This is a genomic window from Halonatronum saccharophilum DSM 13868, assembly GCF_000517025.1.
GTDB lineage: Bacteria > Bacillota > Halanaerobiia > Halobacteroidales > Halobacteroidaceae > Halonatronum > Halonatronum saccharophilum.
Genome location: NZ_KI912091.1, coordinates 281,774 through 308,137 on the forward strand (window position 1 = coordinate 281,774; position 26,364 = coordinate 308,137).

A 26,364-nucleotide genomic window follows, 5' to 3' on the forward strand; every position below is an offset into this window, starting at 1 on the left:
TAGAGTAACAGTAGTAGATTTTTTAGAAGAAGAGTAGTTAGAAAATATAGTAGAGTATAATGTATAAGTAGTTTGCTAGAGTAGTTTAGTAACAATATATAACTTTTATGTTGTTAGTATATAGAGGTTCAGTAGTATTGTTAATTAATATAATTTTTAAGCTGAAGTCTGAAAGCTAATAACTAAGCAAAATTGAGTAGTAGAGTAGTTAGGAGAAAAATAGGATAGATAACCTAGGGGTAAGTATATCTAAATTAGGCTAGGTCTATCTATATTTAAACTCTGAGCTATTTTAAGCCAGAGTTTTTATTTTTTTAAAAAGATTAGTGTAAGGATTTTAGTTTATAACTAGAGTTTAAAGCTTAATAGCTAATAGCAAGTTAAGAGGAGTTAAGTAATAAGGGAGGAGTGAGTAGAGTGGGAAAACTAACTGGAGCTGAGATTTTTATAGAATCTTTGTATCATGAGAAGGTAGAAACCATATTTGGTTATCCAGGTGGAGCAGTATTGCCGATTTATAATGTATTATATGATGCTAAATTTGAACATATTATGCCCCACCATGAACAAGGGGGGATTCATGCAGCAGATGGATATGCGCGTTCAACAGGTAAGGTGGGTGTTTGTATAGCTACTTCTGGACCTGGAGGGACTAATTTGGTAACAGGATTGGCAACAGCTTATATGGACTCTGTACCTATTGTTGCTTTTACTGGGCAGGTTCCTAGATCTATGTTAGGAACAGATGCCTTTCAAGAGGCTGATATTACAGGGATTACAACACCTATTACTAAGCATAATTATCTGGTACAGGATGTTAAAGATCTAGGTAGAATAATTAAGGAGGCTTTTCATATTGCCAGCACTGGAAGACCTGGTCCAGTACTTATAGATATACCAAAGGATGTGTTGTTAGAAAAGTGTGAATTTTTGTATCCCAAAGAGCTTAATCTTCCAGGATATAGTCCTAATTATAATGGACATAGCATGCAGATTAAGGAAGCAGCCAAGGCTATTAATGAAGCTCAAAAGCCGGTAATATACTCTGGAGGTGGAGTGATAATCTCTGGAGCAAGTGATTATTTACGTCAATTGGCTAAAAAGGGATCTATACCTGTAACGACTACTTTAACAGGTCTTGGCGCTTTTGATGAGAGAGATGATTTAAGTTTAGGAATGTTAGGAATGCATGGGACAACAGAAGCTAATTTAGCTGTATCTAATGCAGATCTCTTAATAGCAATTGGGTCTCGTTTTGATGACAGAGTTACAGGTAAGTTGGAGAAATTTGCTGCTGAGGCTAAAGTTATTCATATAGATATTGATCCTGCTGAGGTTGGAAAGAGAGTAGAGATAGATATTCCAATTGTGGGAGATGTAAGAAGAATTCTTGAAAAGTTAAACCCTTTAGTAGAGGATAGAAGTAGAGAAGATTGGTCTAAGCAGATAGACAATTGGCGTAAGCTTGATGATACAGAGGTGATTGAGAAGAAGAAGTTATCTCCAAAGCAGATTATTGAAAATATCTCTGATTTAACTCAAGGAGATGCTTTGATTACTACTGAAGTGGGCCAACACCAGATGTGGTCAGCTCAGTTCTACCAATATACCAAACCACGAAGCTTTATGACCTCTGGAGGTTTAGGGACTATGGGCTATGGTTTTCCTGCTGCTATAGGAGTTCAAGTTGGTAATAAAGATAAGAATGTTTTTGCTCTAGCAGGAGATGGGAGTTTTCAAATGAACTCTCAAGAGTTAGCTACTGTAGCTAAGAACAAATTGCCGATAAATATTATAATCTTTAATAATGGTTATTTAGGAATGGTTAGACAATGGCAGGAGATGTTCTATGAACGCAGGTATTCATCGGTCTGTTTGAAAAAACAAGATGATTGTCCTCCAGGATGTTCTTCGCCAGGAGATCACTGTCCAATTATGATTCCTGACTTTGTAAAGTTAGCTGGTGCTTATGGGATCAAGGCTAAAAGAGTTAGCAAGAAGGAAGATGTAAGGTCAGCATTGGAGTGGGCAATTAACAGTCCAGAGCCTATACTGTTGGACTTTATTATTGAAGAAGAAGAGAATGTGTTCCCGATGGTACCTCCAGGAGGTAGTTTAGACAAGATGGTCTTGAAGGGGGATGTAGAATGAAACATACAGTTTCTGTCTTAGTAGCTAATGAGTCTGGTGTTTTGGCTAGGATTGCAAGTTTGTTCAGTAGGCGTGGCTTTAATATTGAGAGTTTATCTGTTGGTAAGACTCAAGATGATCATATATCTAGAATCACTATAGTGGTAGAGGGTGATAATAAGGTATTGGAGCAGCTTACCAAACAGTTAAATAAATTGATTGTTGTTCATAAGATTAGTGATCTAACCAATGAAGAGGTCGTAAGTAGAGGGTTGGCCTTAATCAAAGTTACAGCCACTGCTGCCACTAGATCTGAGATTATGCAGATAGTAGATATCTTTAGAGGTAAGATTGTAGATGTAAGTAGTAATTCGATAATGGTAGAGATTACTGGAACTGAAGAGAAGGTTAATGCTATTGAGGATCTGTTAAGGCCTTTTGGTATTAAAGAGTTGGTTAGGACTGGTAAGATTGCTATGGCGAGAGGGCGTAAGTAATTAAGAATTAAAAACAAAGTGATTTTTAGTTAGTTGATAGTTTTGGAATTTTATATAATAAAAATAATTCTAACTATTAACTATATACTATAAATTATAAATTATAAATTAAAACAAAATGAGGAGATGAGTAGAAATGGTAAAGATGTATTATAATGAAGATGCTAATTTGGAAAATTTAGAAGGAAAGACTGTAGCGGTTATTGGTTATGGAAGTCAAGGGCATGCTCAAGCGCAGAATATGAGAGATTCTGGTATAAATGTTGTTGTTGCTGAATTAGAAGGTACTAAAAACTATGAACAAGCCAAAAATGATGGTTTTGAGCCTAAAGATGCTGCAGAGGCAGCTAAGGAAGCAGATGTAATCCAGATATTACTTCCTGATGAGGTGCAAAAGGCTGTTTATTATAATGCTGTTGAGCCTAATTTAGAAGCAGGGAATGCTCTTGTATTCTCGCATGGTTTCAATATTCACTTTGGTCAGATTGTTCCTCCAGCTAATGTTGATGTTTATATGGTTGCTCCTAAGGGACCAGGACATTTGGTAAGAAGAGTTTATACAGAAGGGTTTGGTGTTCCAGCATTAATTGCAATCTATCAAGATGCGACTGGAAATGCTAAGGACTTAGCTTTGGCCCATGCTAAAGGTGTAGGTGGAACTAGAGCTGGTGTAATCGAAACTACTTTCAAAGAAGAAACAGAAACTGATTTATTTGGTGAGCAAGCTGTATTATGTGGTGGAACTTCTGAGCTTGTTAGAGCAGGATTTGAAACTCTAGTAGAGGCAGGTTATCAACCTGAGATTGCTTACTTTGAGTGTTTACATGAGCTTAAGCTTATTGTTGATCTTATGTATGAAGGTGGTATTGCTACTATGAGAGATTCTATCTCTGGTACTGCTGAATATGGAGACTTAATTGCAGGTAAGCAAGTAATTAATGATAAGTCTCGTGAGGCTATGAAAGAGTTATTAACAAATATTCAAACTGGAGAGTTTGCTAAGCAATGGCTACTTGAGAACCAAGTTGGTCGTCCAGCTTACTTAAAGAGAAAAGAAATTGATGCTAACCACCAAATTGAAAAGGTTGGAGAAGTATTAAGAAGTAAGATGAATTATTTAGACTAGGAATGAGTAATGAGTGATGAGTGATGAGTAATGAGTAATGAGCTATGAGTAATGAGCTAAAAGGTAGATCTAAAGTTCTTATTATTAGATTTTGAAGTTAGCTCACGGCACATAGCTCACAGCTCATAGCTAACTATTTAATTCGGAGGTGAATGAAGATGGGAATTAAGATCTTTGATACTACTTTGCGTGATGGGGAGCAATCTCCTGGTGTGAGTTTGAGTGTCAAAGAGAAGTTGGAGATAGCCAAGCAATTGGCTAAGCTTAAGGTGGATGTGATTGAGGCTGGTTTTCCAATCGCTTCTCCAGGTGACTTTGAAGCGGTAAGAAGTATAGCTCAAGAGATAGAAGGTCCAGTAATTGCTGGGTTGGCTAGAGCTACCAAAAAGGATATTGATAGGGCTTGGGAGGCATTAAAGGTTGCAACTAAGCCAAGGATTCACACCTTTATAGCTACTTCTGAGGTTCATATGAAGTATAAGTTAAAAGCTTCTCCAAAAGAGGTCTTAGATAGAGCAGTTAAAGCCGTTAAATGGGCTAAGAGTTATACAAATGATGTAGAGTTTTCTGCTGAAGATGCATTTAGAAGTGATAAGGATTTCTTATGCGAGATCTTTGAAGCGGTGATTGATGCTGGAGCAACTACGATTAATATTCCAGATACTGTTGGTTATGCTACTCCAGTAGAGTTTGGTGGACTTATAGGATATATAAAGAAAAATGTACCTAATATTGATAAAGCAGTAATCAGTGTTCATTGTCATAATGACCTAGGTTTGGCTGTAGCTAACTCTCTTGCTGCTATTGAAAATGGTGCCCAACAGATTGAATGTGCCGTTAATGGAATAGGTGAGAGGGCTGGGAATACAGCTTTAGAAGAGGTTGCTTTGACTCTTAACACCCGTTATGATTACTTTGATATAGATACGGATCTTAATTTAAAGGAAATTGCTAAGACTAGTCGTTTGGTTAGTCATTTGACTGGGATGGATATTCAGCCTAATAAGGCGGTCGTTGGAAAGAATGCCTTTGCTCATGAGTCTGGAATTCATCAAGATGGAGTAATCAAAGAGAGAACTACTTATGAGATAATGGATGCAACTACTATTGGATTAAAGGAGAATAAGATCGTTCTAGGAAAGCATTCAGGTCGTCATGCTTTTAAGGAGAAGTTAAAGGAGTTAGGTTACCAGTTGGCCCAAGAAGAGTTAGATTCAGCTTTTAAACGCTTTAAAGAAGTAGCTGATAAGAAGAAGGAGATTAGTAGCTTTGATCTAGAGGCTATTATGGAAGATGAGATCAGTCAAGTTCCTGAGCTTTATCAGATTAAGTTACTTCAAGTAACAAGTAGTGCTGATATAGCAACAGCTACTATGCAGATGGTAGTAGATGGAAAGGTAGTTAATGAGTCTGCTTGTTCAGAGGGTGGTCCTGTAGATGCTATCTATGATACTATGAATAGAATTACCGGTTTAGATTGTAAGTTGGTTAATTATAAGATTGATTCAGTGACTGAGGGTAAGGATGCTTTAGGAGAGGTAATAGTTAAACTAGAGCATAATGGAGAACTCTTTATTGGTCGAGGAATCAGTACTGATGTAATTGAAGCCAGTGCGAAGGCTTACAATAACGCAATAAATAAAATACTTGCTAGTGGGAATTAGAATTAGTTGATAAATGAATAATTTTATCTTTTAATGATTTAGGTTTTAACTATCAATTATCAATTCGCAACTATAAATGAGGAGGAAAATATTATGGGAATGACTATGGTAGAAAAGATTTTAGCTGCTCATTCTGGTAAGGATAAGGTAAAGCCAGGTGAGTTGGTTAATGCTAAGTTGGATATGGTTTTAGGAAATGATGTTACAACTCCTGTAGCAGTTAAGGAGTTTGCTAAGATTGGTTTAGATAAGGTTTTTGATAAAGAAAGAGTTGCTATAGTTCCAGATCACTTTGCACCAAATAAGGATATAAATTCTGCAGAGCAATGTAAGATGATCAGGGAATTTGCTCATGAAAAGGAGATAAAGAATTATTTTGAAATAGGAGATATGGGTATAGAACATTGTCTATTACCTGAAAAAGGTTTAGCATTACCGGGAGATATTATAATCGGTGCTGACTCTCATACTTGTACTTATGGTGCTTTAGGTGCTTTGGCAACTGGTGTTGGAAGTACAGACATGGCAGCAGGAATGGCAACTGGAGAAGCTTGGTTTAAGGTTCCAGAGACTATTAAGTTTGTTTATAATGGTGAGCTACAAAAGTGGGTTAGTGGTAAGGATCTAATCCTTTATACTATTGGAGATATCGGTGTAGATGGAGCTTTATACAAGTCTATGGAGTTTACAGGAGAGGTTATTGAGAATTTCTCTATGGATAATAGATTTACTATGTCTAATATGGCTATCGAAGCTGGTGGAAAGTGTGGATTAATTGAGCCAGATCAGACTACTTTAGAGTATGTTAAAGATAGAGCTCAAAGAGAATATACAGTCTATAAGAGTGATGAGGATGCTGACTACTCTCAGGTTATTGAGTATGATGTAAGTAAGATAGAGCCTCAGGTTGCATTCCCACACTTGCCTGAAAATACAAAGGGAATAAGTGAGGTTGGAGATATTAAAATTGACCAATCTGTAATTGGTTCTTGTACCAATGGAAGAATAGAAGATCTTAGAGTAGCAGCAGAGGTATTAAAGGGTAAGAAGAGGGCACCTCATGTTAGGTTAATCATCTTCCCAGGTACTCAAGAGATTTATCGTCAAGCTATGCATGAAGGTTTAGTCGATATCTTCTTAGATGCAGGTGCAGCAGTTAGTACACCAACTTGTGGTCCTTGTTTAGGTGGACATATGGGTATTCTTGCTAAAGGAGAGAGAGCAATTGCTACCACCAACCGTAACTTTGTTGGTAGAATGGGTCATCCAGAGAGTGAAGTTTATCTTTCTAACCCAGCAATAGCAGCAGCTTCAGCAGTAGCAGGTAAAATAGTCAGTCCTGAGGAGGTCTAGAATTCTTCATGTCTTTTGATGAAGAATTCTGACCACGAAGGGTTCGCAGAACCCGTAGGGGCTAAGGCTCAAATCAAAGATTAGAGTTGAAATTATTAATGTGAATTATCAGGATATCAAAGGAGATTTTAGAATTTTTCATGTCTTTTGATGAAGAATTCTGACCACGAAGGGTTGGCAGAACCCGTAGGGACTAAGGTTTAAATCAAAAACTAGAGTTAAAATTATTGTTATAAATTAGTGAAATAGTAGAGGGGGAAAGATCAAATATGGATATAAAGGGTAAAGTATGGAAGTATGGTAGTGATGTTGATACAGATGTAATTATTCCAGCTCGTTATTTGAACACATCTGTTCCTAAGGAGTTAGCAAAGCATTGTATGGAGGATATAGATGAGAACTTTGTGGATAATGTAAATGATGGAGATTTAATTGTAGCAGAGGATAACTTTGGTTGTGGTAGTTCAAGAGAGCATGCGCCATTAGCTATTAAAGCCGCAGGTGTATCTTGTGTTATCGCTAATTCTTTTGCAAGGATCTTTTATCGTAACTCTATTAATATTGGGCTACCAATTTTGGAGTGTCCAGAAGCTGTAGCAGGAATTGAGACTGGTGATGAGGTAGAGGTTGACGTTGATTCTGGAGTCATTAAGAATTTAACTAAGGGCCAAGAATACCAAGCAGCAGCTTTCCCAGAGTTTATGCAAGAGTTAATAGATGCAGGCGGATTGGTTAATTACGTGAAGAAGAAGGTAGGAACGGCGTAAGAGCAGTGTACACTATATCTTAATACAGAAGAGGTGGTTGATTATGAAGAAGAAGATTGCAATTATTGGTGGAGATGGTATTGGCCCTGAGGTTACTAAGCAGGGAGTTAAGGTTTTAGAGAAATTAGATCATATCAGTGGTTTGAGCTTTGAATTTGAAGAGTTTTCTTTAGGGGCAGATCATTATCTAGAAACAGGAGAGCTTGTTACTGATGAAGTTAAGGCTGACTTGGCTGATTTTGATGCTATATATTTGGGAGCTGTAGGAGACCCTAGAGTAAAACCTGGTATTTTAGAACATGGTATTCTTTTAGATCTACGTTTCTCCTTTGACCAGTATATTAATCTACGCCCAATTAAGTTATTGGATGAGAAGTATACTCCACTAAAGGGTAAAGGGCCAAAGGATATTGATATGGTAATCGTTCGTGAAAATACTGAAGGTCTATATTCTGGAGTAGGTGGATTCTTAAAGAAGGGTACTAAAGATGAAGTAGCAACTCAGGAGATGATTAACACTTATAAGGGTGTTGAGAGGGTTATCCGTTATGCTTATGAGTATGCACAAAAGAGAAATAAAGAGAATAAGCTAACTTTATGTGATAAGAGTAATGTACTTACTTATGCTCATGATCTATGGCAGAGAGTATTTAAAGAAGTAGGAAAAGACTTTAATAGTGTACAACAACATCATATGTTAGTCGATGCTATTACTATGAAGATGGTAAGAAACCCTGAAATATTTGATGTAGTAGTTACTGGTAATATGTTTGGTGATATTATTACTGACTTGGGAGCTGAGATCCAAGGAGGAATGGGTATGGCAGTATCAGGAAATGTAAATCCTAATGGCGTATCTATGTTTGAGCCTGTACATGGTTCTGCTCCAGATATTGCGGGCCAAAATAAGGCAAACCCATTGGCTGCTTTATTGGCTGCTTCTATGATGGTTGAGGTCTTAGGAAGCCCTAAGGAAGCTGCTAAGATAGATAAGGCCATTAATCTTTCTTTAGAGAAGGGCCAAACTACTGTCGATATGGGCGGTAAGTTAAGTACTGATGAAGTAGGAGATTATATCTGTAGTGTTTTAGGATAGGTGGTGAATTAAATGCTAAAGGTTTATGATACTACCTTGCGTGATGGAAGCCAGCGGGAGGGTATCTCTTATTCAACTGAGGATAAATTAAATATTACTAAGAGATTAGATGAATTGGGAATTCATTATATTGAAGGGGGCTGGCCTGGATCCAATCCCAAGGATATAGAGTACTTTCAAAGGGTAAAGGAGTTAGAGTTGAAGAAGGCTAAGGTTGCAGCCTTTGGTAGTACAAGAAGGGCCAATGTTTTACCCCAAGATGATAAGAACCTCCAAGCCATTCTAGAATCAGGGGTGGAGGTTGCTACAATCTTTGGGAAGGCCTGGGATCTTCATGTAACTGATGCTATCAAAACTACTCTTGAGGAGAACTTAGCTATGATAGAGTCCTCAATCTCTTTTTTAAAGGAGAAGGGTTTAGAGGTTAACTTCGATGCTGAGCACTTCTTTGATGGTTACAACTCTAATCCTGACTATGCCTTAAAGGCTCTAAAAGCTGCTCAAAGAGGTAGAGCAGATGCTATAGTACTTTGTGATACCAATGGTGGAACTATGCCCTTTAAGGTAAAAGAGATAGTAGAGCGTGCCAAAGAAGAGGTAGATACTCCTTTAGGTATTCATGCTCATAATGATGGAGATGTAGCAGTAGCTAATTCTTTGGCTGCTTATGAAGGTGGAGTCCAGCATATACAAGGAACTATCAATGGTTATGGTGAGAGGTGTGGAAATGCCAATCTATCATCAATAATCCCAAACCTTAAGCTTAAATATGGTGAGGATTTAATTAGTGATGAAGAGTTGGCTAAGTTGACAGAGGTCTCTCGTTATGTAAGTGAGGTGGCCAATCTATTACCACCAAGCCATAATCCTTATGTAGGTGATAGTGCCTTTGCCCATAAGGGTGGTATTCATGTTAGTGCTATCTTGAGAAATGCTAAGACTTATGAACACGTTGCCCCTGAGCTAGTAGGTAATAAACAGAGAGTCTTAGTATCTGAATTATCTGGTAAGAGTAACCTTGTCTATAAAGCGCAAGAGTTAGGTATAGATATAGATGAAGAGACGGCTGATTTGAGAAAAGTTTTAGATAAAATTAAGGAGCTAGAGCATCAGGGTTATCAATTTGAAGGTGCAGAAGCCTCTTTTGAATTGATGGTGGAGAAGGCTCTAGGAAGCTATCAGAAGTTATTTGACCTAGATGGAGTTAGAATAATAACTGAAAAGACTGACGAGATCAATCCTATATCTGAGGCTACTATCAAGGTCAGAGTTAAGGGTGAACGAGTTCATATAGCTGCCGAAGGCGATGGACCTGTCAATGCCCTTGACTCAGCCTTGAGAAAAGCTTTGGTCGACTTTTACCCTCAATTAGAGAAGATCAAGCTTATAGATTATAAGGTAAGGGTCTTAGAAGGTAAAGATGGAACTGCCGCTAAGGTAAGGGTGCTTATCGAGTCCACCGATGGTCATAGTACCTGGGGAACTGTTGGCGCTTCTACCAATATAATCGAAGCCAGTTGGCAGGCTCTAGTGGATAGCATAGAGTATGGTATAAAGTTAAAAGATACGAATTAAAAATAAAAATTTAACTTCTATAACAGAAAGGTAACTCACACGGAGAGTTTTTTGGCTTGTAAAAACTTGTAGGGATAGCATAGAGTATGGTATTAAATTAAAACAAGAAATTATATATTTTTTATTGTTTATATGAACAAATAGTATAAGAGCTACTGATTAATCAGTAGCTCTTATACTATTTGTTAGATATCTCTAATTATTAATCTTCAATATCATCTATAATTATCTTAATGATGTACCATTTATCATTAAGATTTTTTAGTTCATAAGTAAATATAAATTCTTGTATTTCACGTGTTTTGCCTGGATCTTTTACATCATGAATTTGTTTTCCTGTAATTTTGATATGTTGATTAGGGATTAAAATTGAAATATCTTGATCTATATAGTCTATATTATACAATTCCAGCCCATTATCAAATTCATGTTCAAAGATTTTAATAAAATCATCTCTATTGTTTACAATTTCTTCATCTTTTTCTATACATCGAAAACCATCTTCCCATAATATAGTTTTCATACTAGTAAAATCAGCTGATTTTAATGCATTTAAAAATTCAGCAATCTTGATTTCAACAACATTATTTTTTTGGTCATTCATAATATTACCTCCAATTATTAATTAATAGTATAAGGCGGATTTAAATAGATAAAAAGTATAATTTAATATACTTAGGTATAGCATTCTACAATAAAGAATTATATTCCTGCATAAAAAATAAGATATATTTTTTATAATAAAAAGGAGGTATTTTATAGTAAAAATGAGAAATATATTACTGACGACAGTAAAAATATAACATACTTTAGTTATAACCGCTATATTTTATAATTTAAATCAAAATAGCAACTATTAGGAGGGGTAGTAAAATGGATCAAAGCGAGAGAATCTTAGATAATGAAAGGGATAGGTTGATTTATGAATTTAATAATACTGCAACTTGCTTTCCAAAGAATAAAACTTTACAAGAAATCTTTGAAAAGCAGGTTTTTAAGCATCGAGATGAAATAGCTGTAAAATTAGAAGATCAAGAACTAACGTATTCTCAATTAAATGAAAGGGCCAACCAATTAGCTAGAAGTTTAAGGGAAAAAGGGGTAAAAGTAGGTCAAGTTGTAGGGTTGATGGTAGAGCGATCTTTAGATATGATGGTTGGAATTTGGGCAATTATAAAGTCAGGAGCAACTTATTTGCCAATAGAACCAAATTATCCAAGAGAGAGAATAGAGTATATGTTAGAGGATAGTAAAGCTAAGGTGATATTAGGGCATATTAATTTAATAAATAAGCTAGAATATGGTGGGAAAATCATAGATATAACTGAAAAAAACCTTTATAAGGGAGATAAAGCTAATTTAGAGAACTTAAATAGCCCTAATGATATTGTTTATATAATTTATACATCTGGGACTACAGGAAGACCTAAGGGTATTTTGACTACGCATTATAATATCAGTAGAGTAGTTAAAAATACTAATTATATTAATATTAATTCTAACGATAGGATACTGCAATTATCTAATTATGCTTTTGATGGTTCTACTTTTGATATTTATGGGGCATTTTTAAATGGTGCTAAGCTAGTAATGATAACTCAGGATAAGTTATTAGAGGTAGATAAGTTAGCTAAACTAATAAAGAGAGAAAAAATTACAATTTTCTTTGTAACAACAGCATTATTTAATATTTTAGCAGATAATCATTTAAAGCAATTAAAAGGTGTTAGGAAAATATTATTTGGTGGCGAGAGAATATCTGTACCTCATGCTAGAAAAGCCTTAGATTATTTGGGTAAAGACAAATTAATCCATGTTTATGGGCCAACCGAAACTACAGTTTATGCTACTTATTATTATATTAATGAAATTGATAAAGAAGCAGATAACATACCAATTGGAAGTCCTATAGCAAATACAGAGGTTTATATTTTAGATGAAAACAATAAATCACAACCAATTGGAGTACCAGGAGAGTTATGTATAGCAGGTGATGGTTTAGCTAAAGGATATTTAAATAGACCAGAAAAGACAGCTGAGGTTTTTGTTGATAATACTTTTTCTGAGGGGAAGATGTATCGTACAGGGGATTTAGTAAAGATGTTAGATGATGGAAATATAGAGTTTATAGGAAGAATAGATCATCAGGTTAAAATTCGGGGCTTTAGAATAGAGTTAGGTGAGATACAGAGTAAATTATTAGAATACTTTGCTATTAAAGAAGCCATAATTATAGCTAAAGGAGAAAAAGGAAGTGTAGATTATTTATGTGCATATATAACTGGGAATAGAGATCTTACAGTAGCGGAGTTAAGGAAATTTTTATCTAAAGATTTACCTGATTATATGGTTCCTTCTTATTTTATTCAGTTAGATAAGATGCCACTAACCCAAAATGGTAAAATAGATCGTAATAAGCTGCCAGAGCCTGATGGTACTTTAAATACAGGTGTAAAATATTTAGCTCCAGAGAGTGAAATAGAGAAAAAATTAATTAGAATCTGTGAAAGTATATTACGGGTAAAAAAAATAGGTATGAATGATGACCTTCTTGCTTTAGGTGGAGATTCATTAAAATTAATCAGTCTTGCTAATAAAATTTATAAAGAAATGAGTATAAAGGTCTCTTTAAAAGAAATAATAGCAAGAACAAAGTTAAAAGAACTTGTTGAATATCTAGAAAATACTGAAATAAATAGTACTTTTGCAATTGATGATGTGGAGAAAAGAGACTATTATCCACTATCTTCAGCCCAAGAGAGGATAATGTTAGAAACTGAGTTTGATCAGTCTAGTACAAGTTATAATGAGCCTTTTGGTATATTAATAGAAGGTAAAGTTGATATTAATAAATTAGAATTAATTTTTAAAAAATTGATTAAGAGGCATGAATCTTTAAGAACAGGTTTTGAGGTTATTAATGGAGAATTTGTTCAAAAGATTTATCAAGAAGTTCCTTTCGAGATTAAATATATGGAAAAAGCAGAAAGTGAGATTGATAATATTTTAGAAGAATTAGGAAAGGTCTTTGATTTAAGTAACCCCCCATTATTGAGAGTAAATTTGGTTAAGGTAGGAGAGGACAAGTATTACCTTTTAATTGTTTTACATCATATTATAATGGATGGTGCTTCTTTAGATATTATGGTAGAAGAGATGAAAAAATTATATGAAGGTGATGAGCTTCTTGCTTTAAATAAAACTTATAAAGATTATGCTGTATGGCAAAGAGAACAGCTTTCTAATGCTGAAGTAATAGAAAAGCAAAAAAAATATTGGCTAGATGAGTTTAGTGGTCAGTTGCCTGTTCTTAATTTACCAACTGATTATTCAAGACCAAAGTTTAAAAGTTATAATGGTGAAAATATTACCTTTTATCTTGATAAGGAGACAAGTGATAAGTTAAATCGATTGGTAAGTGATAATAACACAACTTTGTATATGGGATTATTTGCAGCATATAATACTTTGTTGCATAAATATACAGGTCAAGAGGATATTATAATAGGTTCTCCAATGTTTGGTAGACCTCATATTGATTTAGAGAATATATTTGGTATGTTTGTAAATACTATTGCTTTAAGAAGTTATCCAGAGGGAGATAAGAGTTTTGAAGATTTTTTAAAGGAAGCAAAGGAGAAGGTATTACAAGCCTATGAAAACTTAGATTATCAGTTAGCAGATTTAGTTGATAATTTAGATATTAAAAGAGATACAAGTAGGCACCCACTCTTTGATGTAGCATTTGTATTACAGAATATAAATTTAGATAAGGTTAGATTTGGTGATTTAGAGGTTACACCTATTGACTTTAGGTATAATAATGCTAAAGCTGATATTCTTTTAGAAGCGATAGAAACAGATAAGGGAATTAAATTTGATTTACAGTATTGTACTGATTTATTTAAGAAAGAGACTATAGAGAGATTTTCTAAGCATTTTATTAATATCATCAAAGAGGTTGTAGAGAAGCCAGAAATTAAGTTATCAGAGATTGAAATGATATCTAAAGATGAAGAGGAAGAACTATTAATTGAATTTAATGATACATCAGTAGAATATCCAAAGGAAAAAACGATTCATCAAATATTTGAGGAGCAAGTAGAGAAGAGGACAAATGATATAGCTATCATATTTGAGGGTCAAGAATTAACATATGAAGAATTAAATCAAAAAGCTAACCAATTAGCGAGATTGTTAAGAAAGAGTGGAGTAAAGGCTGATGATTTGGTAGGAATAATGTTAGAAGAATCCTTAGAGATGATAATTAGTATTATTGCAGTTATCAAAGCAGGTGGAGCCTATGTACCAATTGATCCTAATTATCCTAGAGATCGAATTGACTATATCTTAAAGGATAGTAAGATGGATATTTTATTGACAAGTAGCAATTTAATAAATGAAGTTGAATTTACTAAAAATAAGATTTGTGTAGATGATAAAGACATATATCAAGGAGATAATAATAATCTTGAAAATATCAATAAACCAAGTGATTTAGCTTATATAATCTATACATCGGGAACTACAGGTAAACCTAAAGGTGTAATGGTAGAACATAAAAATGTAGTTAGGTTATTATTTAATGAAAAATTCCAATTTGATTTTAATAGTAGTGATACTTGGACTATGTTTCATTCATACTGTTTTGACTTTTCAGTATGGGAGATGTATGGTGCCTTATTATATGGTGCTAAGTTGATTTTAATCCCTAAAACATTAGCAAGAAATACTAATAAGTTTAGGAGATTATTGCAAGAATATCAGGTGACAGTTTTAAATCAGACTCCATCGGCTTTTTATAATTTAATTAGTGAAGAGTTAATTTGTGGAGATGAGAGGTTGAATTTAAAATATATAATATTTGGAGGTGAAGCATTAAATCCATTTAAGTTAAAGGAATGGAAAGAGAAGTACCCAGAGACTAAACTTATCAATATGTATGGAATTACAGAAACAACAGTTCATGTTACCTTCAAAGAGATAACAATAAGGGAGATAGAATCAGGTGTAAGTAATATAGGAAAAGCAATTCCAACTTTAACTACTTATATTATGAATAGCAATATGAAGTTACAACCTGTAGGAGTACCAGGAGAATTATGTGTTGGTGGTGAGGGAGTAACAAGGGGTTATTTAAATAGAGAAGAATTAACAGAGGATAAATTTGTAGTTAATCCATACAAGCCAGAAGAGAGGCTTTATAGATCAGGAGATTTAGCTAGATTATTGTCTAATGGTGATATGGAGTACCTTGGAAGAATAGATCATCAAGTTAAGATTAGGGGTTTTAGAATTGAATTAGGAGAGATAGAGTCAGCTTTATTAAAGCATCAAAAGGTTAAAGAAGTTGTAGTATTAGCTAAGGAATTTGCTTCTGGTGATAAGCGTTTAGTTTCTTATATTGTAACTAATAAAGAAAGTAAGTTGAATGTTAAAGAAATTCGTTCTTATTTATATAAGAAGATACCAGCTTATATGATTCCATCATATTTTATTCAATTAGATGAAATGCCTCTCAATCATAATGGTAAAGTTGATAGAAAATCATTACCAGAACCTAATTTAGAAGTAGATATAGGGGTAGAGTATGTTGGCCCTCGTACTGAATTAGAAAGTAAGTTAGTGGATATCTGGAAAAAAATATTGAAATCAGATAAAATAGGAATAAAAGATAACTTTTTAGATTTAGGCGGGAGTTCATTGTCGGTGATACAAATGATGCAGATGATTCAATTAGAGTGTCAGGTATTAATTCCTATAGGGGAGATTTATTCTACACCAACAATTGAAGAGTTGGCAGATAAGATTGAACAGATAAAAGCAAAAGGTTTAGAAGAAGTAATGTCCGCTTTAGGTGAAGTTGCAGCTTATTCAGAGGAATCTTCAGATGATATTTTGATAGAAGAGTATAATTTAGCTGACTTTAGTCGATTATCTGTCACTAGGCTTAAGCCAGAAAATATATTATTAGCAGGCTCTACAGGTTTTTTAGGTTCTCATATATTAAGGGATCTTATAATTGAAACTGATGCAACTATATATTGTTTATTAAGGGAAAATAATAATAATAATTGTGAACTTAGATTAAAGAAGCGACTAAATTTTTATTTTGGTGAGAAGCTAGATAAATATTTAGGTAATAGAATTATTGGTGTTAAAGGAGATTTAACGGAAGATAATTTAGGAATTGAAGATAATCTATATCAAGAATTAGCAAATAAGGTTGATACAGTTATTAATTCTGCCGCAGATGTAAGACATTATGGAAAGTATGAACAGTTTGAAAATATTAATGTTTTTGGTACTCAAAGGTTAGTGGATTTTTGTTTAACATCTAAAGAGAAGACCTTTCACCATACCTCAACTATAAGTATTGTTGGTGAAGGGGGAAGAAAAGGGAAGTTTAAAGAAAGTGATTATAATATTGGGCAGAATTTTATGACCGATGTATATAGTAAAAGTAAATTTGAAGCAGAAAGGGTTGTTTATAAGGCTAGAATTAGAGGATTAAAAGCTTCAATTTATAGAATTGGTTTATTGGTTGGAAGACATCAAGATGGACATTTTCAAGAGAATATTGTTGAAAATAGATTTTATAATAATACTAAAGGTTTAATTTGTCTTAGTAAAGCACCAAGTGCTTATATGGATTATAAAAGTGATTTTACAGCAGTAGATAAATGTAGTGAAGCTATGGTTAGCTTGATCTTATGGAAAGAGTCTATAGGATATAACTTTCATATGATGAATGCTAATTTAATTCCAATGCGAAAGTTTATTGCTGGGATTAATAAAGCAGGCTATCTGATTGAAGAGGTAAGTAATCAAGAATTTTATGATTTAATCTCTAATAGGATAAAGAATTTTGATTTTGAAAGAGAGTTAAGTACATTATTTAATGATTTAGCAGCTGGAGTTCATAATTTTATCGAAGAGAATACTCAAGAAAAGATGGATACAGAGTTTACGGTAAAAGCATTGGAGAGGGTAGGTTTTGTTTGGCCAGAAATTGATTTAGAATTTATAAAAAGGATTTTGAAATATTGTAATGAGATAGGATATATTAATTAGATAAAGATAATAAAAGAGCCAATGTTGAGTTTAAACTCAACATTGGCTCTTTTATAGTACTATGTTAATTATAAAGAATCAAGATAATCTTCTGCTTCAGCTTTGTTTGCAAAGATATTATTCTTTAAATCTTTAAGTGTTCTTTTTAGTTGCATCTTGGCAAGTGATGATTTAGACATAATTGTCCCTACGCCTTTAATACCTTTCTTTAACATAGCTTGTCTTCCTTCATTGAAGATAGCGTCTACTTCTTTAGAATGAACAGGGTCAGATGATACATCCAGACAGACAGTAAAATTCGGTTTAGCCTTATTAATTATTGGTTTTAATTCTTCGAGATATTCCTTTGCTTCTGGAGTTTTTAAACTGTCTTTAAAAGTAATATAAATTCGATTTTTAACTCCATTGTACTTAATATCATAATTTTTCATTTTAAATTCCCCCTTGTTATTTTTAATTTGTTTAAAAAGTTTAAATCTATTTAAGATTTAAACTTTTCTATTGATGTATATAAGTTTTCTAAAGTATCAGACATATAAGTTGTAGAATCTAAGACCTCATCCATAATTAATTTAATTCCATCAGTCATATTAGCAATTTCATCGCTTCCTGCAGCTAGTTCTTCTGTGGCAGCTGCTGATTGCTGAATTTGAGAAGTATTATCTTGAATTGCTTTTAGTATATTACTGAAATTGCTATCAAGCTGTTTAATAATGGACTCTCCTTTTAGTGCTTCATCTCTTCCATTATTAGTTGCCTTTAGAGCTTGGCTAGTTTCTAATTTTATATCATTAATTAGGTTAGTTATCTTGCCTGTTGCACCAGTAGTTTCTTCAGCTAATTGTCTGATTTCATCAGCTACAACAGCAAATCCTCTTCCATGTTCTCCTGCTCTAGCAGCTTCAATTGCTGCATTTAATGCTAATAGGTTTGTTTGATTTGCTATATTAGTAATAAGGTCTGCAATTTGATTTATTTGAACAGTTTTTTGATTGAGTTGTTCCATATGTGTTGCTGAATTCTCTGCTACTAATTTAATGTTTTCTATCTGTTTAATAGCTGTTTCAATATCCTTTTTACCATCTTGAGCAACTTGATTTGTATGCTCAGAGAAAGCACTAACCTCTTGATTACTAGCAGAAATCTCTTCTATACCACTAGATATATTGTGGATAGTATCAATAGTTTGGGCGATTATTGAATTTCCTTCAGTAGATGCTTCTTTTAATAATTGAGCTGTCTCTTCAATATCTTCTGTTTCTTGAATTACTTCATTTAGATTATCTTGTAGATTTAAGATTAGTTTATTAAATGTGATATTTAAGTTATTAATATCAGAATCTTCAATTTTTAATTCTGTTAATTTTTTATCTTCATCAATAAATGTTTTTATAGTTGCTTTTAAATTAGTTATTGGTTTTACTAAATCCTGAATAAACCAACAGATTATGGCTACTAATATTAGGTGTGTTAAAATTACTACGGCTATTATTTGAATTATTGTTTTAGTTGTTATTTCTTCTATAAAATTAGTTGTTACTAATAAAAAAGCAATAGATATCAGAAGTAGTATTAATAAGTTTATTTTAATAAAAGCTTTATTTTTTAAAATAAATTTAAAGTGATTTTTTAAAAAAATTTTCAAGTATATTCACCTCCTTTATTTAATTATTTATACCATTACTAAAAACCATAGTGTTGCCACTATGGTTTTTAGTAATGGCAACCTGGCAATCATAGATATTATATCTGTAGACCCAATGGCTTTGCGTCCATACCTTTCGATATGTTTGCCTTTAAATTTTTAATTGATTATTTTTAATGATATCGACTCGAATCGACATTTAGTTGTTGAAAAAAAGTAAGATGTAATAGGAAAATGTCGCCTATTATCTCTATTATAGCTATAATTTTTAAAAAAATCAAATAATAATATTAAAAATATATAGGTATTGTAGTTTTAGTTTGATAATCTAGAAATGTAGTTATATAATTTAAGGAGGTGGTAAAATTTACAATGTAAAAAAAGGATTAAATGGAAAACTAAAAGAACTATTTTTAAGTACTGATGGTAATCAAAAGATTAGGGATAAGTTTTTAGGCTATTTAGAAGATTTGAATTGTATTATTGATAATCGTAAAGAAGAGAATAAAGCCTCCTTAAAAGGAGATAGCAGCAGAGATTATAGTCAAGCTATAAAAGAGGCTGTTATCCCTCAAAAGGGGATGGGGATTGAGAGTTTATTAGAAGAGATGGATTTTTTAGTGGCTGGCCATCTTTATTACAATGAAAACTTTATGTTAAATGCTTTGGCCCCAGCTAGTATTCCAAGCCTTTTAGGGTTTATGACTGCTGGATTACTTAGCTGTAATGCTATTTGGGATGTGGCTTCACCTGCATAGGCAGAGGCTGAAATAAAGTCAGTTGCTATGATGGCTAGAATCTTTGGCTATAATCCTAAAAAGGCTGGTGGATATTTTACCTATGGTGGACAAGGTGGTATATTTAATGCTTTAAGAATAGGGGTGGAAAAGGTGCACCTAAGACTAATATAAAAGGTGTAAGTGGTGATACATATGCTATCTGTTCTGCTAGGGCTCATTTCTCTTTAAAGAAGGCTGTAGAGAATGGGATAGGAAAGAATAAGGTTATTTTAGTTAAGGCAAGCAGTGATAGCAGTATAAATATCAAAGGTTTTGAAGGAGAGTCTTTGAAGTTGAAATTGCATATAGATAGAAAATTAATTATTTACAGAATATACTTTCATTCTGGATTGTTAAGTAGGTTATGAATTTATTGATTATATTTGGGTTTTCAATCTTCTTTTTATATATTAAATTAAGGTCTATTTCTAAGTTTTCTAGGTATTCTTCCTTTAAATTAAGTAGTTCAATCTCGCCTTGGTGAAGTTCTTTCTTTACTGCTGAATAACTTAAGAGTGATATACCCAGATTAGCTTCTACAGCAGATTTTATTGCAGTTATGCTCCCCATCTCTGCTTTAATATTCAAATCTCCAATCTTCAAATTATTATCTTCTAGAAATTCATTGAATTTACGTCTTATATTAAAATCATCATTAAGGAGTATTAGAGGTAGTCTTTTTAATTTGGATATAGATATTTCTTTCTGATAATTTTTGTAACTAGAGGTTATAAAGCATAAGCTATCAGTCATAATCTTCTTACTTGTCAAATCAAGTCCTTTTGGTATACTATCTTCGATAAATCCAATATCCACTTCTCCTTTAGAGACCTTATCTGTTATATTTTGACTATTATCAACTTTCAAATCAATGTTTACCTTGGGGTGTTTATCCTTAAAGGTCCAAATAGCACAAGGGATTAAGTAATCACCAGGGGTTATACTTGCTCCTATTTTCAGACTGAGATCTTTGAGGTTAAGAGAGTTATCGATCTCTAATTCTAGTTCACTATGGAGGTTTAGTATCTTTTTTGCGTATTGGTAGACGATTTCTCCTCTTGAAGTTAGTTTAACCCCTTGGTTACTTCTTTGAAATAGTTTGGTACCATAGTAATCTTCCATAGATTGAATATGTTTACTGATAGCTGGCTGGCTTAAGTATAATAGTTTAGCAGCCTTAGAGAAGCTCTTAACTCTAGTTACAGTAATAAAGACTTCAAATTGATATATCTTAATGTGAATCATCTCCTTTGCTTGTAGAGGTGTTTTAAGTATGATAAAATATAATCAACTTCTTTGCTTTTATAGACTTATTATTTACCTGTTGTCTCTATTAAATCAGAGGAATTTTATTTTTGCAAGGATTTAATCTTAAAATATTAGAAAGAAGGGGTCTAGATGAAAAGTTTCGGTATTGATTCTTGGGATAAAGGGCTACTTCTTTTATGTATTATGGCTTTATTTATATTTATTTTTAATACAGAGATTAGTATAGTGTTATTATTAGGGTTAGCAGTTGGGTTTGTTATACAAAGGAGTAACTTCTGTTTCTCTAATGGGATAATGAACTTCTTTTTATTTAAGGATACTAAATTGATAAAAGCAATAATAATTCTAATCGGGATATCTACGTTAGGCTTTAGTATTTATCAATATAGTCTAGCATCGGGTTTAAGTGAAAGTTCTTTAAATATATCTCCTTTTGGGTTATATACGGTTATCGGTGGTTTAATATTTGGAATTGGAATGGCTTTGGCTGGTGGATGTGCTAGTGGGATATTAGTAAGAATAGGTGAAGGTTCTAGTGTATTTATTATAGCTTTAATAGGTTTAATTATAGGTAGTAATTTAGGTTTTCAGCATTTGAGTTGGTGGCAAGAAAGATTTGGTAGAGAGGCTGCTTTCTTTCCTATTAGTTTTGGTTGGATTGGAGCTATGGTAATACAATTTTCTATATTATTTATAGCTTATTATATTTTAAATGACTTAGATAAGCAACAGTAGAGAGGGGGAGATAGGGTGAAGGAGATAAGGTTAGACTTAGTTGGAGAGATTTGCCCGATTCCTTTATTGAAGGTTAGAGAGAGGCTTTCTAAGCTAAAAAAGGGCCAAAGGTTAATTATCTTAACTGATCAGACGGTGGCTATTAGAAATATTATGGATTTATTAGAAGAAAAGGGTTATGATTTTGAGGTTGAAGAGCCTAAGTTAGGTATTTGGCAGATTGATGCAGTTAAAGGATAGGGTTAGAAAGGGTGGGTAGATGAAATTATCTACTAAGAAGTCTGTATTAACAAGTCGGTGGTCATATTGGGTAGGGGCTCTATTGTTGGCTCTTTTAAATATTAGTATACTCTTCTTCACAGAAGATTTTTGGGGAATAACAGAATCCTTTATACTACTAAACTTTAGCTTTTCTAAGGGATTGGTATTAAATCTAGGAGTTATCCTAGGTTCCTTTATATCTATTTATTTAGTTGGTGGATTTAGGCTACGAGGTATATCTAAAGGGAAAAGATCTATTTATATTTTCTGTGGTGGTATCTTAATGGGCTATGGTGCTAGAATAGCAGGTGGTTGTAATATAGGAGCTATGGTCAATGGCACCTCATCTCTTTCGATGCATGGATGGTTTTTTCTGATTTCGACCTTTTTGGGTGTTAAAATTGGAACAATTCTTATAAAAAAGTTCATATATTGATAAATTATAGTCCCATATACCTTTTGGTTATGGGGCTATAATTTTTAGGAATAGCAAAGTGATAGGAAAGAGGTGTTGGCCCTAGAAGTTAGTTATTAAGAGAGTAATACTTTTTATTTTAGGTTGTGAAAGTTTGGACATTCACACCCTATACTAATTAATAACTAATAACAAGTGGAGGTGCCTAATATGGTAGAGAAAAGAGATAACTTAAATAATGAAAAGAACAACATTTCTAGAAGAGGATTTTTAGTTGGAGCAGGAGGTTTTGCCCTTGGAGCAGTTACAACTGGGATGGGGTTAAATTTATTAAAGTTTGATAAGAAACAAGAGGTATCAGTTTCTCAAAGACCTGAAGTACCAGTTGAATATAAGAGATTAGATTCTGAAGAGTTAAGAAGAAGAGGGTATGAAGAGTACTCTAATGGTGGGTGTATGTATGGGGCTGTTGCAGCTTTAGTTAAGGCTACAGAGGAGAAGACAGGTCAATCTACTGCTTTACCTTTAGGTATGTTTAGATATGGTGGTGGTGGAGTTGCAGGAAGCGGAAGTTTATGTGGTTCTTTAAATGGTGCTGCTGCTTTTATTAATTTGGTTTCTGAAGATCATAATAGAATAATAAATGAATTATTGGATTGGTATAAGGAGTATCAATTCCCAAATCAAAAGCATGATGCTTATGCTGATTTTACTGGTCAGGTTCAAACTGTAGCTCACTCTAATTTGTGTTCAGATTCAGTTATGAAATGGGTAGAAGAGAGTGGCTATTATTTTGGAAGTCCAGAGCAGAGAAACCGTTGTGCTAAGCTTACTGGAGATGTAGCGGCTAAGACAGTTGAATTGCTAAATAAGAATTTATAGAAGATAATTAGCAGATTAAAGGGAGGTGCATCTATGTTTGGTTTAGGACCTACAGAGTTAATCTTAATTTTAGTAATTGCCTTAGTAATCTTTGGTCCAAGTAAATTACCTGAGATTGGCAAGTCTATTGGAGATGGGATTAGAGAATTTAAAAAAGCAACTGATATAAACTCTAAGAATGAAGATAAAAAGGATTAGATATAGATATTTGATATAGAAGGTGGGATATTAATGTCTAATTTGGAGATGAATTTAGTAGGTCATTTAACAGAGCTTAGAAGAAGGGTTTTAATATCCCTTATTTCTACAGCTTTATTAGCAATAGTAGGGTATATGAGAGCTACAGAGATAATTGAAGTTTTAGCTAGTTTAACAGAAGGTGAATTGATCTACTTAACTCCAACAGAGGCCTTCTTTACTGAGATCAAGATTGCTTTTATCGTTGGTCTATTATTGGCGTTACCTATAATACTTTATCAATTCTGGGCTTTCGTTATTCCAGCACTTAAAGGGGAAGAGAAGAAGTATATCAAAGTCTTAGTACCATTATCTTATATCTTCTTCATACTTGGTGTAGCCTTTGCTTATTTTATAGTGTTACCTTTTGGAGTCAGATTTTTTTTAGGATTTAGTAATGATAGTTTAAAGGCGATGTTTTCTTTGAGTAATTATATATCCTTTATAATTAGTTTGCTAATCCCCTTTGGATTGGTCTTTGAACTTCCTTTGTTGGTAATATTATTAGTGAAACTTAAATTAATCACTCATAGGTTCTTAACTAAAAATAGAAGATATGTTATTGTCTTGATCTTTATTTTTGGAGTTTTATTGACTCCCCCGGATATAGTATCGCAGACGATGATTGCTTTGCCTTTGATTTTCTTATACGAGGTTAGTATTATAATTGCTAGAATTATAGATTAGATTAAAAATTAGGGAGGAATAATTAAAATGAAAAAATTTATTGTAATAGGTGCAATATTTTTATTGGCTTTAGCTTTGATTGGTTGTAGAGCAGAAGAGGCTTCTTTTGAGGATGGAATTTATCTAGGTAGTGGAAGAGGTCATCAAGGTGATATTGAGGTTGAAGTGGTTGTTGGTGATGGAAGTATCAGTGAGGTTAATGTTTTATCTCATAATGATACTGCAGGTATAGCTGATGGTGCTATCGAGGGAATATCTGATGCTATCATTGAAGGGCAATCAGTTGAGGTTGATGCAGTTAGTGGTGCTACAAATACAAGTAATGGAATAATAGATGCAGTTAAAGATGCATTAGCTAAGTAAATATTCAGGGCCAACGTTGCTATTTTTTATAGTGATGTAATCTTCCCCCTATTTGTTAGACAGTGAGTTAAGGTGTATAATAAAGTTATTCAAAGGGGGAATACACATGAGCAAACCTAAAATAAAACGTGATGAACAATTTAAACGTGATGCTGTTGAATTAAGTCTTAAATCTGATAAAAATTGTAAAGATATTGCTGAAGATTTAGGTGTTAGTTATAATGCACTAATTAGATGGCGTAAAGAGTATAGAGACAAGGGTAATTTAGCTTTCCCAGGCAATGGTAAACAAAATCTTTCTCCTGAAGAACAAGAGATTATAAAACTAAAAAAAGAACTAAAAATTGCAAAAGAAGAACGCGACATTTTAAAAAAGGCGGTAAGCATCTTCTCGAAGAAACCACAGTAAAATATGGTTTTATCCGAGATCACAGCAATGAATTTGCTGTGGAGAGGATGTGTAAAGTTTTAGAAGTATCTCGGTCAGGATATTACAAATGGTTAAAAAGAAAACCAAGTAAAAGAGAAGAAGAAAATGAAACTTTAAAATTTAAGGTAGCTCAAATATATTGGCAGAGCCGTGGGACTTATGGTAGCCCTAGAATCTACAAACAGCTTAAGAAAGAAGGCATTATATGCAATAAAAAACGAGTAGAAAGATTAATGAAAGTATTAGGATTAAAAGCTATACAAAAGCGTAAATTCAAAAGTTACAACAAATTCTAATCATAACCTGCCAATAAAAAGATAATATTCTTAACCGAGAATTTTGATGTATCTCAAAAAAATAAAGTCTGGGTCTCAGACATCACATATATTCCTACTCAGGAAGGTTGGCTTTACCTTGCTGTCATAATAGATCTATATTCTCGTAAAGTTGTTGGTTGGTCAATGGATAGCACAATGAAAAAGAATCTTGTAATAAATGCTCTTAATATGGCTCTAAACAATCGCCAAGTCTCAAGAGGACTTATATTTCATTCAGATCGAGGAAGTCAGTACGCTAGTATAGAATTTCAAGAACTATTAATTGAAAATGGATTTAAATCATCAATGAGTCGTAAGGGTAATTGCTGGGATAATGCAGTGTCAGAAAGCTTTTTTGGAACATTGAAAACAGAATTAATTCATCATAATAACTATATAACAAGAGCTCAAGCAAGAAGAGATATATTTGAATATATTGAAGTCTTTTACAATAGATTTAGAATGCACTCGACTTTAAATTATAAAAGTCCAGAAAAATACGAAAACGAGAGAAAAGCCACTAAACTTAGTGTCTAATTTAATGGGGGAACCTCAATGTTGGCCCTTCTCTTATCAAATTTAAGTTTTAGTTTCATGTTAGTCATTGGTCTTTAATATTATATAAAGAGGAATATACTATTATTTTTTTCGAATACACCTTATCTTAGATTAAAAAGAGGAGGCATCTATGGAAGGCTTAGTGATATCATTAAGTGAATATATATCGTATTTTGCACAGTTATTTGCAATCTTTACAATTGCAAATGGGATCACAAGCGTTTTTGGAATGTATGTGAAGGCTATCTTTAGTAATGAAGACTTTATTGATGTTATGAAAAGAAGTAGGGCCAAGTTAGGCTATTCTTTTTCTGTTGGGTTAGGAATCTTAATTGGTTCAAGTATCTTAAGAAGTGTAGTTGCTCCTACCTGGACTGACATAGGTCAACTAGCTGCCATTATAGCCATTAGAACAGCATTGAATTACTTTTTAACAAAAGATATGGGGGTAGCATTAGATTGATGATATTTAATTTTTCCTAAGTTGAAAAAATATAAGAAGAT

The 26,364-nt window shown here is 33.2% G+C and carries 23 protein-coding genes, 1 pseudogene and 1 riboswitch; of the genes and pseudogenes, 20 read left to right on the top strand and 4 right to left on the bottom strand.

All coding sequences use genetic code 11. From position 1 onward, the window contains the following. Positions 1-417: 417 nt before the first annotated feature. The 8 genes from ilvB to cimA all read left to right on the top strand — a co-directional run bounded on the left by ilvB (position 418) and on the right by cimA (position 10,208). Entirely contained in the window at positions 418-2,151 is a 1,734-nt protein-coding gene (gene ilvB, locus HALSAC_RS0101565) for a biosynthetic-type acetolactate synthase large subunit (protein ID WP_035571048.1), read from the top strand. Next, positions 2,148-2,627, top strand: a complete 480-nt coding sequence (gene ilvN, locus HALSAC_RS0101570) for an acetolactate synthase small subunit (RefSeq protein WP_027338794.1) — start codon at positions 2,148-2,150, stop codon at positions 2,625-2,627. The genes ilvB and ilvN overlap by 4 nt, the downstream gene beginning before the upstream one ends. A gap of 136 nt (positions 2,628-2,763) precedes the next feature. Further along, the gene (gene ilvC / locus HALSAC_RS0101575; protein ID WP_027338795.1) at positions 2,764-3,753 is read left to right on the top strand and encodes a ketol-acid reductoisomerase; all 990 of its coding nucleotides are present in this window, start codon (positions 2,764-2,766) and stop codon (positions 3,751-3,753) included. A 152-nt stretch (positions 3,754-3,905) separates the two neighbouring features. Beyond that, positions 3,906-5,417 (top strand): 2-isopropylmalate synthase, encoded by a 1,512-nt coding sequence (locus tag HALSAC_RS0101580; RefSeq protein ID WP_027338796.1) that lies wholly within the window; start codon positions 3,906-3,908, stop codon positions 5,415-5,417. 93 nt (positions 5,418-5,510) lie between these two features. Continuing rightward, positions 5,511-6,770: a 3-isopropylmalate dehydratase large subunit gene (gene leuC / locus HALSAC_RS0101585; protein WP_027338797.1), complete on the top strand. Its 1,260-nt coding sequence runs from the start codon at positions 5,511-5,513 to the stop codon at positions 6,768-6,770. A 269-nt stretch (positions 6,771-7,039) separates the two neighbouring features. After that, positions 7,040-7,537 (top strand): 3-isopropylmalate dehydratase small subunit, encoded by a 498-nt coding sequence (leuD, locus tag HALSAC_RS0101590; RefSeq protein WP_027338798.1) that lies wholly within the window; start codon positions 7,040-7,042, stop codon positions 7,535-7,537. A gap of 43 nt (positions 7,538-7,580) precedes the next feature. Next, positions 7,581-8,633, top strand: a complete 1,053-nt coding sequence (locus HALSAC_RS0101595; protein ID WP_035571050.1) for a 3-isopropylmalate dehydrogenase — start codon at positions 7,581-7,583, stop codon at positions 8,631-8,633. A 12-nt stretch (positions 8,634-8,645) separates the two neighbouring features. After that, positions 8,646-10,208 carry a citramalate synthase gene (cimA, locus tag HALSAC_RS0101600; RefSeq protein WP_027338800.1) on the top strand — a complete coding sequence of 521 codons (1,563 nt, stop codon included), beginning with the start codon at positions 8,646-8,648 and terminating at the stop codon, positions 10,206-10,208. A 202-nt stretch (positions 10,209-10,410) separates the two neighbouring features. On the opposite strand, the gene HALSAC_RS0101605 is transcribed toward cimA, so the two are convergent. After that, complete coding sequence (locus HALSAC_RS0101605) at positions 10,411-10,812, bottom strand: nuclear transport factor 2 family protein (protein WP_027338801.1); 402 nt, start codon at positions 10,810-10,812, stop codon at positions 10,411-10,413. A 269-nt stretch (positions 10,813-11,081) separates the two neighbouring features. Between HALSAC_RS0101605 and HALSAC_RS0101610 the strand changes: the two genes are divergently transcribed. Then, positions 11,082-17,282, top strand: a complete 6,201-nt coding sequence (locus HALSAC_RS0101610; protein ID WP_027338802.1) for a non-ribosomal peptide synthetase — start codon at positions 11,082-11,084, stop codon at positions 17,280-17,282. Between the two features lie 68 nt (positions 17,283-17,350). Here the strand turns inward: HALSAC_RS0101610 and HALSAC_RS0101615 are convergent, their stop codons facing one another. After that, positions 17,351-17,713 (bottom strand): hypothetical protein, encoded by a 363-nt coding sequence (locus HALSAC_RS0101615; protein ID WP_027338803.1) that lies wholly within the window; start codon positions 17,711-17,713, stop codon positions 17,351-17,353. A 50-nt stretch (positions 17,714-17,763) separates the two neighbouring features. Further along, entirely contained in the window at positions 17,764-18,927 is a 1,164-nt protein-coding gene (locus HALSAC_RS0101620) for a methyl-accepting chemotaxis protein (protein ID WP_027338804.1), read from the bottom strand. 73 nt (positions 18,928-19,000) lie between these two features. After that, positions 19,001-19,087: riboswitch (cyclic di-GMP riboswitch) on the bottom strand. Positions 19,088-19,397: 310 nt separating this feature from the next. Between HALSAC_RS0101620 and HALSAC_RS16240 the strand changes: the two genes are divergently transcribed. Continuing rightward, positions 19,398-19,685 carry a hypothetical protein gene (locus HALSAC_RS16240; RefSeq protein WP_027338805.1) on the top strand — a complete coding sequence of 96 codons (288 nt, stop codon included), beginning with the start codon at positions 19,398-19,400 and terminating at the stop codon, positions 19,683-19,685. Between the two features lie 30 nt (positions 19,686-19,715). Beyond that, entirely contained in the window at positions 19,716-19,838 is a 123-nt protein-coding gene (locus tag HALSAC_RS17620; RefSeq protein ID WP_281172318.1) for a hypothetical protein, read from the top strand. 189 nt (positions 19,839-20,027) lie between these two features. Here the strand turns inward: HALSAC_RS17620 and HALSAC_RS14725 are convergent, their stop codons facing one another. Further along, entirely contained in the window at positions 20,028-20,951 is a 924-nt protein-coding gene (locus tag HALSAC_RS14725) for a LysR family transcriptional regulator (RefSeq protein ID WP_035571052.1), read from the bottom strand. Between the two features lie 153 nt (positions 20,952-21,104). Between HALSAC_RS14725 and HALSAC_RS14730 the strand changes: the two genes are divergently transcribed. From HALSAC_RS14730 to HALSAC_RS0101685, 9 genes and pseudogenes are all read left to right on the top strand, one after another. Then, positions 21,105-21,710: a YeeE/YedE thiosulfate transporter family protein gene (locus tag HALSAC_RS14730; protein WP_051412030.1), complete on the top strand. Its 606-nt coding sequence runs from the start codon at positions 21,105-21,107 to the stop codon at positions 21,708-21,710. 15 nt (positions 21,711-21,725) lie between these two features. Continuing rightward, on the top strand, positions 21,726-21,950 hold the full coding sequence (locus tag HALSAC_RS0101645) for a sulfurtransferase TusA family protein (RefSeq protein ID WP_027338806.1): 225 nt from the start codon (positions 21,726-21,728) through the stop codon (positions 21,948-21,950). A 19-nt stretch (positions 21,951-21,969) separates the two neighbouring features. Continuing rightward, on the top strand, positions 21,970-22,407 hold the full coding sequence (locus HALSAC_RS14735) for a YeeE/YedE thiosulfate transporter family protein (RefSeq protein ID WP_051412031.1): 438 nt from the start codon (positions 21,970-21,972) through the stop codon (positions 22,405-22,407). A gap of 189 nt (positions 22,408-22,596) precedes the next feature. Continuing rightward, the gene (locus tag HALSAC_RS14740) at positions 22,597-23,268 is read left to right on the top strand and encodes a C-GCAxxG-C-C family protein (RefSeq protein WP_051412032.1); all 672 of its coding nucleotides are present in this window, start codon (positions 22,597-22,599) and stop codon (positions 23,266-23,268) included. Positions 23,269-23,301: 33 nt separating this feature from the next. Next, on the top strand, positions 23,302-23,466 hold the full coding sequence (gene tatA, locus HALSAC_RS16760; protein ID WP_084804262.1) for a twin-arginine translocase TatA/TatE family subunit: 165 nt from the start codon (positions 23,302-23,304) through the stop codon (positions 23,464-23,466). Between the two features lie 33 nt (positions 23,467-23,499). After that, positions 23,500-24,192, top strand: a complete 693-nt coding sequence (tatC, locus tag HALSAC_RS0101665) for a twin-arginine translocase subunit TatC (RefSeq protein ID WP_051412033.1) — start codon at positions 23,500-23,502, stop codon at positions 24,190-24,192. Between the two features lie 27 nt (positions 24,193-24,219). After that, positions 24,220-24,555 carry an FMN-binding protein gene (locus HALSAC_RS0101670; protein WP_027338808.1) on the top strand — a complete coding sequence of 112 codons (336 nt, stop codon included), beginning with the start codon at positions 24,220-24,222 and terminating at the stop codon, positions 24,553-24,555. Positions 24,556-24,661: 106 nt separating this feature from the next. Beyond that, a pseudogene (locus tag HALSAC_RS14745) lies at positions 24,662-25,839 on the top strand (IS3 family transposase). A gap of 151 nt (positions 25,840-25,990) precedes the next feature. Next, positions 25,991-26,323 carry a DUF1622 domain-containing protein gene (locus HALSAC_RS0101685; RefSeq protein WP_035571054.1) on the top strand — a complete coding sequence of 111 codons (333 nt, stop codon included), beginning with the start codon at positions 25,991-25,993 and terminating at the stop codon, positions 26,321-26,323. The last annotated feature ends 41 nt before the right edge of the window (positions 26,324-26,364 follow it).